The organism is Candidatus Neomarinimicrobiota bacterium (assembly GCA_016784545.1).
Lineage (GTDB): Bacteria > Fidelibacterota > UBA8477 > UBA8477 > JABMPR01 > JABMPR01.
On sequence record JADHUM010000010.1, the window covers coordinates 55,731 to 73,668 of the forward strand.

The window sequence follows — 17,938 nt, forward strand, 5'->3', positions numbered from 1 at the left end:
TAAACGATTGAAGCCGTAAACTGAATTGATTGATGCATGTTCATCCGCGTATTATTTAAATCGAATGCGAGGGTCAATAGCGGCATATGCCATATCCGATACCAGATTTCCCAGCAACCTGATTACGGTTCCAACAACAAGAAACCCCATAACAATGGGATAGTCTCTTTGAATAACCGCCATATAACTCAACATGCCAATACCATTAATGTTGAATACTCTTTCGATGAGGTAGGAGCCTGCTAACCAGACACCCAGCAATCCACCGATGCCTGTCGCCAGCGGAATAAGTGAATTTCTAACCGTATGAAAGAAGACCACGCGACGCTCTGATAATCCTTTGGCAAAGGCAGTTCGCACATAATCCTGACTTAAATTTTCTAACAACGAGTTTTTCATCAATACCGTGAGTGTGGCAAAAGCTGCAACCATATAGGATATCACAGGCAAAATCGTGTGATGCAGCTGATCTTTAACCTGCTCCCAGAAAGTGAAATACTCGAAATCTTCAGAACGGAATTCACCTAGGGGAAAAACATCCCAAAAACTGCCACCTCCGAAATATACCAAAAGCACGGCTCCCAGAATAAAACCAGGTGTGGAGTATCCGACAAAAACGATGACACTGGTTATGGCATCATATTTTGAACCATGTTTTAGAGCTTTACTGATGCCCAGAGGAATGCAGACCATGTAAGAAAGAAAGAAGCTGATGAGTCCGAAATATGCAGATACGTGAAGCCTGTCTTTAATGAGTTGCCACACAGGTTCTGCATAATTATAGGATGTCCCAAGATTTCCAGTCAAAATTCCCTGAAAGGCTGTCTGGTAGATTTTGACGGTTATCTCACCAGAATTTTCATCGGTGAGGGTAACCTCGGCTTTCCATTTTTCCGTTTTACCCTCACGAGCCTGAACGGTTGGTATGCCATTCTCCAGCTTAACTTGCAGATAGTTCTTGCTGGAAAGACGGTGGCTTTCATCTGTATTATCACCAGCGAATTTCACATGATATTGATTGATTTCTTTAGGCCAGACCCCTAGCCAGACCAGGTACCTGATAGGTCCGGGTCTGTCCAACCCATAGAAGGCCTTTAGGCGAGCCACAGATTCTTCGGGTAACTCAATGGATCCAGATTGTGACGTACTGCCACCAGCGCCACCCTCGCCTCCCGCCATAAGGGATGCCTGGGCTTTCAGAAGCTCCTGCTCAAGCGGACCTCCTGGGACCAACTGGAGAATCGTAAATACCAGGATGGTGATTCCCAGAAAGGTAGGAATCATCAGCAGAAGACGTCTAAGGATGTATTGGGTCATAAGCCTGAATTATTTGTCCGATTTTTCGTATTTATATTCAGTAGCCGCATAAGGAAAAGTCATGGATTTATCCTCTTTGGCCTTTTCCACTTTAGCTGCCTGGGCGGGTTCATACCACCAGGAGGACATCACTGTATACCAGTCACCTGAATACCCAATAACATCCTTGGGCATACCAAATTTATTCCAATAGGCGCAACGTAATGTATAAGGCGCTCCCCAACCATGGGCGTAGGGAATTATCTCATTCAGAATACCATCAATCCTTTGAAGATATTTTGCGCGAACCTGTCCATCGAACTCCTCGTTGTAAGCTGCAGCGATGGCATCGATCTCGTCATTTTTTACACCGGTAATATTGGTGGTCATTGGCTGATCAGCCATATCGGATCCATAATGCTTGTCTGGACCAGGGAATAAGGGCATGGTCCAGTTTTGATAATGAATATCGAAATCACGTTCATTCATGACATTTTTAAACATGGTCTGGCTGGTGACATATTTCAGATTCAATTTGATCCCAACCTTGGCCAGATCTTCCTGGAAAGGGGTAAAAATGCGTTCGTAAGACTGTGCAATCCCAAAATCCAGCTCGAATATTTTACCATCTTTAACCAGCCAGCCCTCGTCGTTCCTTTCAGACCAACCAGCCTCAGCCAATAAGGCTACGGCTCCTTCAGGATCATAAGTAGCTAAAGGATTATCGGGATTCTCATAGGGGCCACCTGGAAAAAATGATTTCAGGGGAATGTACTCGTTGTAGAATAATTTATCGATGAGCTGATCACGGTTCCATATCTTGGTGAAAGCTTTTCTAATTCTGATATCGCTAAAGGGCTCCCGACGCATGTTAAACGCAAGTCCTGAGGTTCCTTTTGGTTTAAAATTATATACCTTTTTCTTTTGGATGAGTCCACGATTTAAATAATCGAAGTCAGCATCTGATTGATCAAATTCTTCAACCCACCATTGAGCTCTGGTGATATTGTAAAAATCGAGTTCACCTTTTTTAAACTTCTCAAAGGTCAACCGATCATCGTTTACAATGACAAATTTCAATTCGTCAAAATTGTATCCTCCAACATTTCTTTCATAGCCACTCTGCCACCAATCGTTCCGACGAACCAATGTCAGAGATTTTCCTTTACGCATTTTATCTTTAACGAAAACATAGGGTCCTGTACCTGGCATCATATCAAAATGGAATTTTTCCAGATATTCTTCTGCCGTCAACTCATCAAGGATGTGTGCTGGAAAAATCTGCATGCCCCAGGCAAAATCCAGAAAGTTTTTGAAGTGTTTTTCTCCAGATGTGACTTCAACGATGTATTTACTGATTGCTTTGGGTTCTGAATATTTTCCAAAGGTGACCTGCATTCGGGGTTCGAGAATGCCTTCATTCATGTGAAGCAACCAACTGGAAACAACATCTCGGGCAACGACTGGTTTTCCGTCAGACCAGCGAGCATTGGGATCAATTCTAAACTGGAAGGTGCGTCCGTCTTCTGAAACTTTCCAGTGACTTGCAAGGCTGGGCGAGACTTTGGCTTCTTCACTGTCGTATGCTACCAGTGTTTCATAACAAAAGACTGAAAGCATCCAGACTATTTCAGACGCTGAATCTTTACCAATAGGTCTTAGTGTGGCTGGAAATTCAATGAAACGCATGGTGAAACGACCGCCTTTTTTGGCGTTTTCATCACCCTCAGGTTCTGGAGAGTAGCTTTCAAAACCCATGTCTGCTGCAACTTCCTCAAAACCAGCACCTCCCATTTCAGCAGAAATAGCAGGGTCAGCTCCTGGAGCAACATCATACACCTTAACTGAAACTGGACTCGTCCTCAATGCAACTGGCACATTTTCTGAACCGTCACCGCCGCAGGACCAAAAGACCAGGGACATAGCGAAAATCAACAGAATAAAAATCTGATTACGTTTCATGTTAACACCTTCATTTATTGTTAATATTTCTAGATTTTGTGCGCTACTCATTTGAGCGTTCAACATACATTTATTATGCCGTTTTGGCTACCTTTTGATCTGAAGTTTCCTTGCGTTTTTATAACAATATCAGAACCAGAGCAGCCCTGACGGAAAGCAGGGATAAGCCTTACTGTGCTCGCGATTTCTTTCTATTATTTAAGATCACGACCATCAATCCCACCGCACCTATTACAAGTGAAAACAACAATCTATATGAGATGGACAGAGATGGTTCTGGAATAGTCCCATACCCTTGAAAAATCAATGCCTTCAGACGACCTGGTGTTTGGGTCTCTGCCTCATCCATGATGAATAGAAAATCTTCAATACTACGATAGCGGATGAGCACCTCTCCTGGTGAAACTCGACCCAGCCCTGCCAGGGGGTCTGAATAGCTGGCCCTGAATATGCTTGTGGGCCATGCGTGTTGGGGGGCTGGTCCTATGGCATAAAAACCCGAGGTGCTCTTTCCGAGAATCAAATTTTCGATCAAAACTAACAGCTCGGGGTTTTTAAGACCAAGTTCTTGGATTAATACCTGCTGATCTTCATCTGAAAGGGTTCCAGGGGCTTTATTGTGCACTACAGTAAAAAGTGTAAAAACAGTCAGTAGCAACAGAGTCGCAACGATGGTATGGGCGCTGCGTCTAATTTTCATTGAGGTGTCACCGAGATCATCGATAAACAGAAGAAGATGGCTGTCAATATGAGACCATTATTTGCTTTTAAGGAAGTAATGTCTGGAATGCATCACCAGGCCCAGCCAGTAAAAGATCAGACCGCCGATAATCCACTTAAAATCTGAGCCGCTAATGGCAGGATGGAGTTGTTTGAAATCGGTTATGATGGTGTTGAGCACAAGAGCAATAACAGCGATCATGCCTATATACACAATGAGTTTTATAAGATCCTTGTCCATCTTTTTCGCTGCTAGAAGGAAAAGACCACCCCAGCCAAATGCCAGGAACGAAATGATCCGGTCCTGATAAGCATGGGATGGTACGTTATCGTAAACATAAAAGCCTGGAATTTTTAAACCCATACTGTGTACCAGAGCTACCCCGAAGAAATAGCCTGCGCCTGCATACAGGAGAAAATTCAGGATCTGGTTCTGGCTTAGCTTTTTCACTTTTTGACCTTCAGATAGTCTTTGAACCAGGCAACCGTTTCCTTGATGGCCACCTCATGAGGGGTGACCTCAGATCCAAAGGCAGCTTCAAATTTTGAATGATCCACGATATAGGCCTCTTCCCAGGTATACATCATTTCCTTGGTTTCATTGATCATGGGACTGAAAAGCCCAAGAATGGAGATCATGGCATTGCCAGCTAAACGCACTTTGATTTTACTCTCCAGCTCGGCTTCTATGAGTTTGAGCATATCCCGAGTTGAAACGGTTGGTGCACAGGGTGTGTGCCAGACTTCTCCGAAGGCTGAGTCATTGTTGCCCAGGGTGACCAGTCCTTTTGCAAAATCCTTGATATAGCTAAAGGTGTGGGGCAGATCAATATCACCGAGGAGATTGGCGGTTTTGCCCGTCAGAGCTGGTTTAAAAAACATTTCCCCAAAAACAGCATTCAGAGTCTCGGGACCATAAAAATCAGATGCTCGTCCAATGGTAATCAGATTATCCTCCCGCTCGTGGGCAGCCATAAACTGGCGAGCTACAAATTCCCGGGTGCGACCTTTGTGGCCGGTTGCATCATGGGCCACTATCTCGCTGATTCGGGTTCCCTGGGTAGGCCCGTATAAATAAAGATTATCACCAAAAATTACCTTTGCCTTGGTTCTGGCAACTCCTTTAAGAAAGCCAACGGCCAGAGGTGGAAAAAGGTCAGGCCAATTGGTATACGGAGGCATGGCACAAAAATAGACAGCATCCATATCCTTGCAGACCTTGGCTACCTCATCAGGCTGAGTGGCATCACAGGCATGAATTTCAACTTTGTCTGGTAAGGTTTTATTAATTTTGCCGCTGCGACTGGCCAGGGCAACTGTGTCACCCTTTTCCAGCAAGATTTGCATGACCCACCAGGCCAATGGTCCAGTTCCGAACACCAAATTTTTCATACAAACTCCTTTATCATATCGCCCCGGAATTATTTTGCATCTCTAGCTGGCGGATGGTTTGTTAAAATGGGTAAGTCCATATCCAAGAGCAATGAGGAAAATCGGTCCGCCATAGGTCATCATAATTGCCTTGGCTGCCAGCCAACCAGTTTCTGCATCGACATAATAATCAATACCAGCCCCAAAGAATGCGGCAATACTTATCAAAAGTGTTCCCGCAGCCACAGATTGGGCCAGTTTATTGGACCGCATCATTGTAAAGGGTCCCGGATCATTATTCATCCTAAAAACGAGATAAGCTGCTGCTAAAATCATATAGGGAATCATCAGACTCAAAGCCGTCAGATCCGTAATCAATCGGAAAAATGAATCGATGGATTCAAGTCCGATCAAGGGAATGGCAATGAGAATAATCACTACCCCAGCCTGAATCCATAAGGCATGAGTCAATCCACCGTCTTCGTCTTTTCTGGTCAAGATCTCAGGAAAGGTTCCTTGCGGCACTTCTGAAAACATGGCCCGCAAAGGGGATTCTATCCAGACAACATAAGCCGCCACTGAGGTCAGCAGAAAAATCAAAGCGAGGAGACGCACAACCAGCTCTCCATTGATACCCAAACTCTCAGCCAGTAGTTTGTGGACTACAAAAATCGCGTCCTTTAATCCAGCCTCGGTCAATACTTCTGGAGAAGCCACCAGGCTCACAGCCAGGGACCCCAGGATATAGGCCACACCCACCAGCATGGTTGCCATAATCACACCCCTGGGGAAATTTCGCAGGGGGTTTTCAATCTTATCAATATAGGTCCCTGCCACTTCGGCACCGGCAACGGCTAACAACAGCCAGGAGAAGGTGGCAAAGTAGCTGGTGGAAAAATCTGGCATCATGCTTTCCATGGAAAACTCTGTTGCAGAGGGAGTGCCTTTAAAATATGCAATAAAAGCAAAGATAATAAAACCACCGGTTACTGCGAAGGTCAATTTTCCGCCCAGATTGCTCAACTTGGAAAAGGTTTTGACTCCCCGACTGGCGATCCAGGTCAGCATGAGACACAATAAAATGGAAAAATAGGGCAGCAGGCTCACATTTGCATCAGTAAACCTGTTTTCTCCATATAAAGCCCAGGAGGCCATGACGGGAATACGGGCGAAGACAAATTGCAAATAAAACAAATTTGAAATAAAATAAGACCAGGTACCAAAAAAGGCCCAGCGATGCCCCAGGCTGGATGCAATCCAACTATAGATTCCACCACGCTTGTTCTTGTTTACCGATGCCAGCTCAGCAATGATGGCTGTAAGGGGTAAGAAATAGAAAACACAGACTATTATCCAGGAAGGAACAGCTGCTGGCCCCAGAGCCACGCCATTGGTGGTGATATTATTAAATCCAAAGGTGGGAACAAAGATCAACATGACCAATGTCCACAGGGATAAACCTTTTGTGGTTTTAGACACCTTCAAATCTGACTTTTACTCCTCCAGTGAACTTTTTATATAATGAATGCCCCTTTGTTGGAGATATTTGAAAACTGTCTCAAGACAGCCTGGGACTTCACCTACAAACTCAGGTGGACTGACGCCTTCTCGCTTATACTGACCATCCAAAACCAGGGATGTGACCGCAGTACAGGTGTATCCTGTGGTTCTGGCCATTGATGATGTTTTGGTGACAGGATCATAGCGATCCAGCAATACATATTTGTGATTGAATTTCTTGCCAGCATCCAAACCCCCAATCAAAACATTCATGATGGTAAATTCTTCTTCCTCTTCACCCAACTTCCATTTTGGAAAAAGCAAAGCCGTTGTCAGGTCGATGGGACGGATACTCTGATTGCCAACTTTAACTTCCTGCTCTCCAAAAAAGCCGGTTTCGCGGAGGACGCGCATGAGTTCTATGTGCCCGGGATAGCGTAAGGTTTTTTCTTTCATGTTGGGGATTTTCATGGTAAAAATCAGGCTTCTCAAGCCATCTGTATTGAAAGCCTCCAGGGTTCCCACATCAGGAAAATTAATGAGCTCGGGCTCCGAAAGTGCCTCCTTCTGGACGATCTTGCCATTTTCAACAGTGCGGGAAGGGCGGGTGTATTCTTCAATGACATCAATGGGTGAAAAGGGAGCCTTGTATTCATAAGGCCAGGTCCGCTCTCTGGGTAGGCCACCCACATAGCAGGTGAAGTCTGTGACCTCCATTCTGGCCTGATAGGAACCTAAAATGAGATTGCTCATTCCAGGAGCAACCCCGGCATCCATGACAGCAATCACCCCCTTGGATTTTGCCAGTGCATCCAGCTCGAAAGGATCCTCGGGGAAAAAGGAAATATCCACAATGTTTTTTCCGGCCTCAATAACGGTTTGCAGTGTCTTAAAGCCCATAAACCCGGGAACCGCCCCAACAACAATATCTGCATCAGCAATTACCTTTGTGACGCTTGCTGCATCCGCCAGATCCGCTGAAGTGGTGCTCAGATTTGGATGGCTACCAAGGAGCGCCAGAGCGTTTTCATCTCTGTCAACTGAAGTGACATCGTGTTGATTGCTCAAATCGATGGCCATAGCTCTTCCAACCATACCTGCACCCAATACGACAACTTTTTTGCGCATATCACATCCTGTTTTTGTGCCCCGGCTTGTGCCATATGGGGGATTAATTAAAAAGCCATCCCCAGCGTGTTGGCTTGGATGGCTTTGGAATGAGTGTCCAAATGTCCGGGTTGGCGGGGAAAGCTTTTATGAAAGCAAAATCAGTTCGAGAAAAACTTGGCCTGATCCACCAATTCCCGATATTCAGTATTTGGATTGATTTCAAATGCTAATTGTGCCTCAAGGATTGCAAGCCTTGGTTTTTCCTGAAGCAGATAAATTTTGGCCAGTAAGGCATGGCTGTAATGATCATTCTGGTCGGTGATTAAGGCTTGATCACATTGTTGTCTTGCAGCATCCAACCAGGAAAGACTTTCAGATCTGGCCAGATCAATATATAACTCAGCCAGACGATGTCTGCCTTCAATGACCTGGGGGAAATGAGAGAGATATCTTTGCAGTACTTTGACGGCCTCTTTCTGGTCCTGATCCTTCATCATAAAATCGACATAGGCATCCCAAATGGATTTGTCTTTGGCGGACAACTTCACAGCCAAGGCATAATTTTCCAGAATGTCTTTATCTTCCGTGGCAGTTTTTTCCTGAGCCATGGCCAGAGCACCATAAGCGGCACCCAGCATGGGTTCACTTTTCACCGCCTCTTCCAGCAATTCAATCGAGGCAGCCGTCTTGCCTGAATTCCTCAGTGTCTTAGCCTTACCAACTGTCGCTTCATAATTGGCTGAATCCAGCTCAAGGGCTTTGTCAAAATGAGTCAGGGCCTGCTCATATAAATCTTTTTTATCAAGTATATATCCCATGCTGATCCGGGCATCAACATCCTCTGGATTAGCCTGAACAGCCATGCGATAATATTGGTAGGCATTATCCATACTCCCGCTCAAATAATATATCTCTCCGATATATCTTAATATTTGAGATGAGTCTGCCTCTGCGTCCAAGCCGCGCCTGCACTGATTGACTGCATCTGTAAGATTGTTATCCTCAAAAAAGAGCTGTGCTGCGAATAAATATGCTTGTGTATACTCGGGATGGCTTTGTTGAATGACCATAAGCAGGCTCAAAGCCTTTTGACGTGAACCCAGGGCTGCTTCGGTTTCGGCTTTTGAGAAGAGTATATCTGGATCTTCACTGCATGCAGTTAGAATAAACATCCCAAGCATTGTAAGAATGAGCCCGCGTTTCAGCCCCATAGTATCTCTCCTAAACCAATTGGAAAAAATTAACTTGAGCCACATGTTCAGCAAGGGTTATTTGTTGAAGACAATCACTGGCAGAGCTGGCCACCAAGTCCTGGTCAGTTCACCATGAGAGATTGTTCAAGATAATATTCTTGCCCTCCGCTGGTCCAATTCAGCTTTATTCGCCATAATCCCGAATCCATATCCTTGAGCTCAATAGTCTGAAGACTATCGCCCACCAATTCCAGTGGAAACAATCGATCCTTGTGAAGATCAGCTGGACGAAAAAGAAGCACCTCTCCCTCAGTGGGCGTGTGCCCCAGAGCCAGTGGAAATTTCAAGTCCAGAACCTGAGTGGTCTGATTGTACTTTAGCAAAGGCTTAACGGACAAGGCCTGGGTTCTGCCCACCCGCTTAATCTGCTGTTCAAAAACCACGTCTTTGTCATAATAGTTGTCATAAACCAACTCAACATCATCCTGGAAAGTCCAGATGGCAAAGCCCACAAAGAAGGCAATAAAGACCACAATTGTGGCGGTGAGACCCCACATCCACAGACCACCAGATTTCCCTTGCTCAGTCATTATTTTCTCGGTCCCATGAATGATGTTTTTACGGTTTCCAGAAGTCGGTCGCCACTGTATACAGTGATCATCAGTTTGGTTTCTGTACCATCCAGCAAATCGCCAGATAAGTCGACAAAAAACGCGCCTTCTGTTTTATCCTGGCCGTTGATTTTTAAATCACCACCTACCATGGTCAGGGTTCCTTCAGGTTCCTGCAATTCAAACCGGATGGGAAGATCCTCAAATGTCTTATTAAGCACTTTGACGGTATACAAATTTGTGAAATGGTTATTTCCAACATCCTGATACATGGTTCCATATGAGCGTAAGATGGTTGATTCCACATCAGAACGGGTCACCAGCAGGACAAAGAAGAAAAACACAAGGGCTGCCAAAACAACAGAATAACCAATATTGCGAAAATTCATACTCAGCTTTTCCCCTGTACGAATACCCGTAAATGAATCATAGCGAATCAAACCGCGTGGTCGCTTCACTTTGTCCATGACGGTATCACAGGCATCTATACAGGCCGTGCAATTGACACATTCCAGCTGGGTGCCGTTCCGTATATCTATGCCCGTGGGACAGACCTCAACACACTGGTTACAATCAATACAATCTCCCAATTCCTGTGTGGTGTTCTTTTTGGGGCGACCTCGTTTTTCACCCCGAATGAAATCATAGGCAACCACAATGGATTTGTCATCCAGCAGCACGGACTGCAGGCGTCCATAGGGGCAAATTTGGGTGCAGACCTGTTCACGAAAAGAGGCATAGACATAATAGAACAATGTGGTAAAAAGGACCATGATGGCAAACCCGCCTGCATGCTCAGCAACTGGCGAGGTAACGATCTCGAAAAGTTCATCCTTACCGATGATATAAGCCAGAAAGGTGTTGCCAATGATAAAGGACAGAATCCAAAAGATGCCATGCTTCAGGACCCGTTTGAAAATCTTTTCTGCATTCCATTTCTGGGCTTTGAGTTTGCGTTGTTTATTTGCGTTACCATCGATGAGATATTCGATTTTACGAAAGACCATTTCCATGAAGATGGTTTGAGGGCAAGCCCAGCCACAAAAAAGCCGGCCAAAAATGACGGTAAACAAGAGAATCCCCACCACAAAGGTCAGGGTGGCCAGCACAAAAATGAAACTGTCCTGGGGCCAGAAGGCCATCCCCAGGATGATAAATTTACGTTCTATAATGTTGAGTAGGAGAAATGGCCGTCCATTTATTGTGATAAACGGTCCACTAAACATGATAGCGAGAAGCAGATATGAAAACCAGGTTCTTGCCTTATAGAAACGACCGAAGGGTTTGCGCGGGAAAACCCATTTTCGTTTGCCATCCTCATCCATGGAAGCAATTCTATCTCGAAATGCCGACGGGGCATCTATGTTGGTGAGATTTCTATCTGGCTGATCCATTTACCTGCCATCTCCAAGTATTTGTTTTCTGTAAATTAATCTGGCAAAAGGAACTCACGTCAAGCGTGAGTTCCATTCCCAGGTATTATCCTTATGAGCTATCCCTCAAACAGGTCTCCCTGTGGTGCCTTGGGAACAGCCGGAGTGGTTCCATGGATCTTCACTTTGATAAAACTGGCAACCTGCATGATCTGATCGGGAGTCAATGTGGCTTCCCAGGGGATCATACCCTTGGCTGGAACCCCCACTTTAATGATGTGTACAATTGATTCCATATCTCCACCATGAATCCAGTAATCATCGGTCATGTTGGGGCCAATACTTCCTCCACCATCATTGAGATGACAGGTAAAGCATTGGGTATCCCAGACCTTTTTACCGGCAGCCAGACTAGCCTCATCGGTTAGAGCGACCATACCAGCAGAAGGGGTTGCTGCAGGTTCTTCTTTTTTGGCAGGTGCTGGATCAGGAGAAGCGCTTGTCCCACTTCCATATGCTGCTATGACATCTGGAAAGGCAGTCTGCAATTTGGCTAGCTGATCGGGATCGGCCTTGGCCATGGCCCGCATCAATTGCTCATCAAAAGGAGCATCTAGGATTTTATCCATTTCTGCTCGCAGGGCTGGCGTGATTTCTCCATCGCTGGCCCAGGGTGATGAGTAGGCTGTAAAAGGTCCACGACCTACGCCGGCCTCTACATAAGTACCCATTTCTTTTTGATACTCTGCGTCCTGTAAATCACCGTAGAAGTGATAGTAAGGTACATATATAACTGCAATGACGATAGTGATCAGGAATAATGCTTTCCACCAACCTGGTAGATCGTTGTCATATTCTTGAATTCCATCATAATCGTGATCAATGAGTTCGTTTGTGACTTTGCCCATTATTTAAGGCCTCCATTGTTTTGATCATCCCCGCTCTCGAGGGGCATATTGCTCATTTTATCAATGTGTCCCCTCCCCATGGTCACGATCATAACGATGGCTCCCACAAAGACGAGAAAGAACAGGACCAGGGAAAGACCTTGAAAGAACTGAAGGCCATCTGCTCCTGGATAAATGCGACTTAACATACGTTAGTATTTCTCCCCTATTTGGGAAGAATTCCTGTCCCAAGTTTCTGAAGATATGCGATAAGAGCGATAATCTCTTTATCCCAGGACGTTTCAATACCTGCTTCCTTAAGATTGGCGACGATACCATCAGCCTGTTGCTTAAGATCTTCCAGAGCCTGATCTTCATATCCTTCTGCATAAGGAACACCCAGGGTTCGCATGACACTGATCTTCCTGGGAAGATCATCATAATCATTGGATCGCTCCAATAACCAGGGGTAAACCGGCATAATGGACCCCGGACTCATTGAGCGAGGATTGTCCATGTGGTTGTAATGCCAGGCATCTGGTTTTTTCAACTTGCCAACACCTTCACGATGAAGATCAGGTCCGGTTCGTTTGGAACCCCACAGGAAGGGATGATCATAAACGAACTCACCGGCCTTCGAGTATTCACCATAGCGTTCGGTTTCGCTTCTGAATGGACGAATCATCTGGGAGTGGCAGTTGAAGCAACCCTCCTTGATGTAAATATCCCGACCTTCAAGCTCCAGAGGTGAATAAGGTGTCACCGTGCTGATGGTTGGAACATTGGATTTCACAACAAACATGGGCACAAATTCCACAATACCACCAATGGCTACAGCAACCAGAGCCAGGGCCAGGAAGTACATGGGACGAGCTTCAAGCCAGCGGTGTTTGTGCTCACCTGGTTCGGTCACGATGGGCTTCAGGGGTGCTGCTTCCATTTCCTGATCTGGAATGGGAGCACCGGAGCGAGCGGTTTTAACCAGGTTGTAAACCATGATCAGAGACCCGGTGAGATAGAGTGTGCCACCAAAGGCACGTGTCCAGTACATGGGCACCAGTTGTAAAACGGTTTCCAGGAAATTTGGATAAACAAGCAAGCCTTCTGGTGTGAACTGCTTCCAGAGCAAGGCCTGGGTAATGCCAGTCCAGTACATGGGTATCACATAGAAAATGATTCCAAGCGTGGCCAGCCAGAAGTGAACATTAGCCAGCTTAACGGAATACAGTTTGGCATTCCATAAACGAGGAGCCAGCCAGTACAACATACCAAAGGTTAACAGGCCGTTCCAGCCCAGTGCGCCGATGTGGACATGAGCAATGGTGTAGTCGGTAAAGTGTGAGATGGCATTATAGTTTTTCAATGACATCATGGGACCTTCAAAGGTGGACATTCCATAAGCGGAAACAGCCACCACCATAAATTTCAATATGGGATCCTGGCGTACACGATCCCAGGCACCACGTAAGGTGAGAAGACCGTTGAGCATGCCACCCCATGAGGGAGCAATCAACATAATGGAAAACACGGTTCCCAGGGTTTGAGCCCAATCAGGTGTTGAGGTATAGAGCAGATGGTGAGGGCCGGCCCAGATATATAGAAAGATAAGCGCCCAGAAGTGTATGATGGACAGGCGATATGAATAGACGGGTCTCTGAGCGGCTTTGGGCATGAAATAGTACATCAGACCGAGGTAGGGCGTGGTCAGGAAAAAGGCGACTGCGTTGTGACCATACCACCATTGAACCAGTGCGTCCTGTACACCTGCATAGAGGGAATAGCTTTTCCAGAAGCTCACTGGTATGGCAAGAGAATTCACAATATGGAGCATGGCAACCGTTACAAAGGTGGCGATGTAGAACCATATGGCGACATAGAGATGCTTCTCACGACGTTTAAGGATGGTCCCCATCATGTTCACACCCCAGGCAACCCAGATGACTGCGATGGCGATATCAATGGGCCATTCCAGTTCGGCGTATTCTTTTGCTGAGGTAAGACCGGCAGGTAGTGTCAAGGCGGCTGAGACAATGATGCCTTGCCAGCCCCAGAAATGTATTTTACTCAGTACATCGGAAAAATTTCGAGCCTTGAGCAGCCTTTGAGCTGAATAGTAATATCCCATGAATATACCGTTGCCAACAAAAGCAAAAATGGCAGCGTTGGTGTGCAGGGGACGCAGGCGACCAAAAGTTAGCCATGATGTGCTAAAATTCCACCAGGGCGCCGGTAGTTGAAGCGCTATAGTAAGTCCAACCAGAAAGGCTGTCACGCCCCATATAACAGTAGCCCAGAAAAACATTCGCACGATTTTATTGTCGTACTGAAATTTTTCCATCTCCATTATTTAATCTCCTCGTTTTTTTCTCCCGAATCAAGACCGGGTTCCGTTTTCTTTGATATTTTTTTATCTTCGAATAACATTCGTACTGAAGGTGTGTATTTGTCATCGAACTGCCCGGATTTAACCGACCAGATATAGGCTCCTAAAAAAATAAGAGATGCCCCCAGACTAAAGGCCATCAGGATAAACATTACCTGCAATTTTAAAGCTCGCTTTTCATCAAGTTAATCTCATCATACGGGCTCGCAAGCTCGTTGTAAATGTGGTGAAGACCACAACAGAAATAGAGCTGGCAGGCATAAGTATAGCCGACACCAGGGGAGACAGTTTTCCTGCCACTGCAAAGCTAACACCAACCACATTATAAATAATTGAGATCACAAAACTGGCCACAATCACCGAGGTGGTAGCCTTTGACATTTTTATAAATGACCCCAGTAAATGTAAGTTTTTACCTGTGAGGATTCCATCGCTGGCTGGAGAGAACGCGGAGACATCATCCGTGATGGCAATGCCCACTTCACTGGCTCTTAAAGCGCCGGCATCATTGAGGCCGTCTCCCACCATAAGGACATGGGCACCTTCTCCCTGAATTTTTGCGACAAAATCCAGCTTGTTCTCGGGTGTCTGGCGAAAGAGCAGGTTCTCATCACTGCCAAAGAGATTCACCAGATTGGCTTTCTCCCGTTCTGTGTCACCAGACAAGAGATACATGTCAAATTCTTTTTTCAAATCAAAGAGTAGCGGACGTAAACCCTTGCGGAAGACATTGGCTATTAAAAAGGGACCCCTGATTTCATCGTTCATGCTGAGAAAGACCCGGGTTTTCATATCCTCAGCATCACTGGTCACTTCGTCAATCCCCAACCATTTGGCAGAACCCAGTTTGATATTGCGTCCGCCAATAACCCCTTGAATTCCCCGTCCTGAAATTTCTTCATAATCCCCTACAGGGTGGACAGCATGAACATCCAGGGCTTGAAATATTTTCTGGCTCAAGGGGTGGGTGGAATGCTGAACCAGAGACTTGATAATTTCCTGATCGTCATGTGAAAGCACATCGCCGGAGAATTCAATAGTCTCTTGTCGAGATTCTGTCAAGGTGCCTGTTTTGTCCATCACGATGGTATTAATTTTCGAGAGGGCTTCAACTGCATCTGTGTTTTTCACATAGAAGCCTTTGCGACCAAAAATGCGCATGGCTGTCCCCAACGCGAAGGGCGAGGAAAGGGCAAGGGCACAGGGACAGGCCACTATCAGGACTGATGTAAATACTTTGATACCGGTTGATGTATCTATTTTGAGCCAATATATGGAGGCAACAATGGCGATGGCCAAAACACCAAAAGTAAAGTAGTGACTCACCTGATTAACAAGCTGGTTCAACCTTGAAAATCTCGGCTTACTAAAGACATCATTATTCCAGAGTTGGGTAAGATAACTCTGTGACGGTTCCTTGATGACTTCCAGCTCAATTGTGGTACCGGCCTGGCGGCCCCCGGCGTAGATAAAATCACCAGCATTTTTTGTCACGGGGATGGATTCTCCGCTGACAAAGCTATAATCGATATGGGCATCCGTTTTAAGGAGGACAGAATCTGCTGGTATCAATTCCTGATTTCGAACCACGATCCGGTCGCCTGGCTTCAGCTTTGAAACCGGGACTACGGCTTCCACATTATTGATTTTGCGGGTAACTGACAGAGGGAAAAAGGACTTATAATCTCGTTCGAAGGAAAGCATCTCATAGGTCTTCTGCTGAAAGAGTCGCCCCACCAGCAAAAAGAAAACCAGGCCCGTAAAAGAGTCAAAATAACCCACACCACTTTGGGTGAGAATCTCCCAGGCTGATCTGACAAAGAGCATCCCGATACCCAGGGTGATGGGGACATCAATGTTCACAGTTCGGGTTCTGATGCCAGCCCAGGCTGATTGATAATAATCTTTGGCTGCAAAAATCAGAACGGGTAAGGACATAATCAGACTGAGATACCCAAACACCATTTTGAAAGTAGCATCTACCGAACCGACTCGTGAGAGGTATTCTGGAAAACTGAGGATCATGACATTGCCAAATGCAAAGCCTGCCAGACCAATCTTCAGGTATAATTTTTTTTCGGCAGAGGATTGTTCCCGCTTCCCAACCGTATCAAGACTCACCAGGGGTTCATAGCCAAGCGAAGAGAGCAGGGCTGCCGTTTCGCTGAGTTTCATCTGCTCACGATTGAAGGTAATGGTCACCTGTTTCCGGGGGAAATTAACCAGAGAGCTGAAAATGCGTGAATCCATCTCATGGAGTTTTTCCAGGAGCCAGATACAGGAGGCACAGTGCATAGTTGGGGTATGGAAAGTCACCTTTTCTGTTTTGCCATCTGAAAAATCAATAACCTGGGGTCTCACAGTCTCGTCATCGAGATAATCAAAACGACCAGAGATCAAATCCTGTTTGGGTGTTATGCCAGGTGTGTCCTCGATGGTATAATAGTCACACATCTCATTGGCATTAAGAATTTCAAATACGGTCTTACAGCCATGGCAGCAAAAGCTCTTATCACCAATGGATATGGTGTTATCCGGGCAGGATTCACCACAATGGAAACAACGCAGGGCTGTTCCATGGTCTGCTGGAGTTTGATCCGTTTCATATTTGCCAAAATTAATTGCCATGGGGAATCTTCGTGTTTTCAGTAGTTACCGGTATGCCACACATGACATCGGAGCCTGCACCCAGACCACTGGCCGCCAGATCGAAGTTCACCTGAGCCAGTTCTTTTATTTTTTTGCCACCTAATATCTGCTGGATGGCATCCTGGGCTTCATGCCAGACCAGGTGAACAGCGCACTGACTCGAAAATTGGCAAGCCACTTCACCTTGCATGCAGACATTTAAGTATATGGGACCTTCAACAGCTTCGATGACTTCCAGCAAGGTTTTGTTCTCGGCGCCTTCAGCAAGGCGAACACCTCCACCATTGCCCTGAAAGGATTTGACAAACCCCAACTTGACAAACTGGGAAACAATGGTCCTGAGGAAGCGCTGTGGGATATTTTGATTTTCTGCTATTTCCCGGGCAGAGACCAGTTGATCACGATCCCGTCCTGCCAGATAGACCATGAGGCGAACGGCATACTCACCTTCATTGGTTAAACGAAACGGCAATTTATTCTTGTCCCCTCAAATTAATTGTTCTGCTATTGTAAAAAATATGAAGCCCCATGTACCACGACTACAACCCAAAATAATCTTGAATAATTCAAATGCCATGAAAATAGTGATGTTTGAGTGGAAACCTCTGATTATTGGGAGGGTTTTGCCTGGACACGAATAACACCAATCTTCACGAAACACCACGAAATATTTTAAAGCTGAAAAGCTATTATCCTTTTGTGGCCATTCGTGAAATTCGTGTCAAAATAAACCTCAATACTATACTTCTCAATCGAGTAGGAGGATAGGGATTAATTCCCTATCCGTCCTCTCACACCACCCTGCGTACGGTTCCGTACAGGGCGGTTCCTTAATTTACACCTTAACATTTCGGTAATAATCCGTGAAAAAGAGGTATCCAGC

Annotated in this window: 16 protein-coding genes; all 16 read right to left on the reverse strand. The window is 45.7% G+C overall.

Annotation, left to right across the window (positions count from 1 at the left end; translation table 11 throughout):
• Positions 1-51 precede the first annotated feature (51 nt).
• The 16 genes from ISR87_03855 to ISR87_03930 all read right to left on the reverse strand — a co-directional run bounded on the left by ISR87_03855 (position 52) and on the right by ISR87_03930 (position 17,527).
• Positions 52-1,317, reverse strand: coding sequence for an ABC transporter permease subunit (locus tag ISR87_03855; protein ID MBL7024567.1), 1,266 nt, complete (start codon positions 1,315-1,317; stop codon positions 52-54).
• A 9-nt stretch (positions 1,318-1,326) separates the two neighbouring features.
• On the reverse strand, positions 1,327-3,258 hold the full coding sequence (locus ISR87_03860; GenBank protein MBL7024568.1) for a hypothetical protein: 1,932 nt from the start codon (positions 3,256-3,258) through the stop codon (positions 1,327-1,329).
• A gap of 169 nt (positions 3,259-3,427) precedes the next feature.
• The gene (locus ISR87_03865; GenBank protein ID MBL7024569.1) at positions 3,428-3,958 is read right to left on the reverse strand and encodes a hypothetical protein; all 531 of its coding nucleotides are present in this window, start codon (positions 3,956-3,958) and stop codon (positions 3,428-3,430) included.
• Between the two features lie 57 nt (positions 3,959-4,015).
• A complete protein-coding gene (locus tag ISR87_03870; GenBank protein ID MBL7024570.1) occupies positions 4,016-4,429 on the reverse strand; it encodes a hypothetical protein in 414 nt (137 codons plus the stop codon).
• Entirely contained in the window at positions 4,426-5,370 is a 945-nt protein-coding gene (locus ISR87_03875) for an NAD(P)H-binding protein (protein MBL7024571.1), read from the reverse strand. Before ISR87_03875 ends, ISR87_03870 begins: the two co-directional genes overlap by 4 nt.
• A 42-nt stretch (positions 5,371-5,412) precedes the next feature.
• The gene (locus ISR87_03880) at positions 5,413-6,786 is read right to left on the reverse strand and encodes an amino acid permease (GenBank protein ID MBL7024572.1); all 1,374 of its coding nucleotides are present in this window, start codon (positions 6,784-6,786) and stop codon (positions 5,413-5,415) included.
• A gap of 57 nt (positions 6,787-6,843) precedes the next feature.
• Complete coding sequence (locus ISR87_03885) at positions 6,844-7,977, reverse strand: saccharopine dehydrogenase NADP-binding domain-containing protein (protein MBL7024573.1); 1,134 nt, start codon at positions 7,975-7,977, stop codon at positions 6,844-6,846.
• A 140-nt stretch (positions 7,978-8,117) separates the two neighbouring features.
• Positions 8,118-9,170, reverse strand: a complete 1,053-nt coding sequence (locus ISR87_03890; GenBank protein ID MBL7024574.1) for a tetratricopeptide repeat protein — start codon at positions 9,168-9,170, stop codon at positions 8,118-8,120.
• Positions 9,171-9,274: 104 nt separating this feature from the next.
• Positions 9,275-9,742, reverse strand: coding sequence for a FixH family protein (locus tag ISR87_03895; GenBank protein ID MBL7024575.1), 468 nt, complete (start codon positions 9,740-9,742; stop codon positions 9,275-9,277).
• Positions 9,742-11,157, reverse strand: a complete 1,416-nt coding sequence (gene ccoG, locus ISR87_03900; GenBank protein ID MBL7024576.1) for a cytochrome c oxidase accessory protein CcoG — start codon at positions 11,155-11,157, stop codon at positions 9,742-9,744. The genes ISR87_03895 and ccoG overlap by 1 nt, the downstream gene beginning before the upstream one ends.
• Before the next feature lie 98 nt (positions 11,158-11,255).
• Positions 11,256-12,044 carry a c-type cytochrome gene (locus tag ISR87_03905; GenBank protein ID MBL7024577.1) on the reverse strand — a complete coding sequence of 263 codons (789 nt, stop codon included), beginning with the start codon at positions 12,042-12,044 and terminating at the stop codon, positions 11,256-11,258.
• A complete protein-coding gene (locus ISR87_03910) occupies positions 12,044-12,232 on the reverse strand; it encodes a CcoQ/FixQ family Cbb3-type cytochrome c oxidase assembly chaperone (protein ID MBL7024578.1) in 189 nt (62 codons plus the stop codon). Before ISR87_03910 ends, ISR87_03905 begins: the two co-directional genes overlap by 1 nt.
• Positions 12,233-12,249: 17 nt before the next feature.
• The gene (gene ccoN, locus ISR87_03915; protein ID MBL7024579.1) at positions 12,250-14,367 is read right to left on the reverse strand and encodes a cytochrome-c oxidase, cbb3-type subunit I; all 2,118 of its coding nucleotides are present in this window, start codon (positions 14,365-14,367) and stop codon (positions 12,250-12,252) included.
• A complete protein-coding gene (ccoS, locus tag ISR87_03920; GenBank protein MBL7024580.1) occupies positions 14,367-14,567 on the reverse strand; it encodes a cbb3-type cytochrome oxidase assembly protein CcoS in 201 nt (66 codons plus the stop codon). The genes ccoN and ccoS overlap by 1 nt, the downstream gene beginning before the upstream one ends.
• A 19-nt stretch (positions 14,568-14,586) precedes the next feature.
• The gene (locus tag ISR87_03925; protein MBL7024581.1) at positions 14,587-17,034 is read right to left on the reverse strand and encodes a heavy metal translocating P-type ATPase metal-binding domain-containing protein; all 2,448 of its coding nucleotides are present in this window, start codon (positions 17,032-17,034) and stop codon (positions 14,587-14,589) included.
• Positions 17,024-17,527, reverse strand: coding sequence for an Rrf2 family transcriptional regulator (locus ISR87_03930; GenBank protein ID MBL7024582.1), 504 nt, complete (start codon positions 17,525-17,527; stop codon positions 17,024-17,026). The genes ISR87_03925 and ISR87_03930 overlap by 11 nt, the downstream gene beginning before the upstream one ends.
• Between the last annotated feature and the right edge of the window lie 411 nt (positions 17,528-17,938).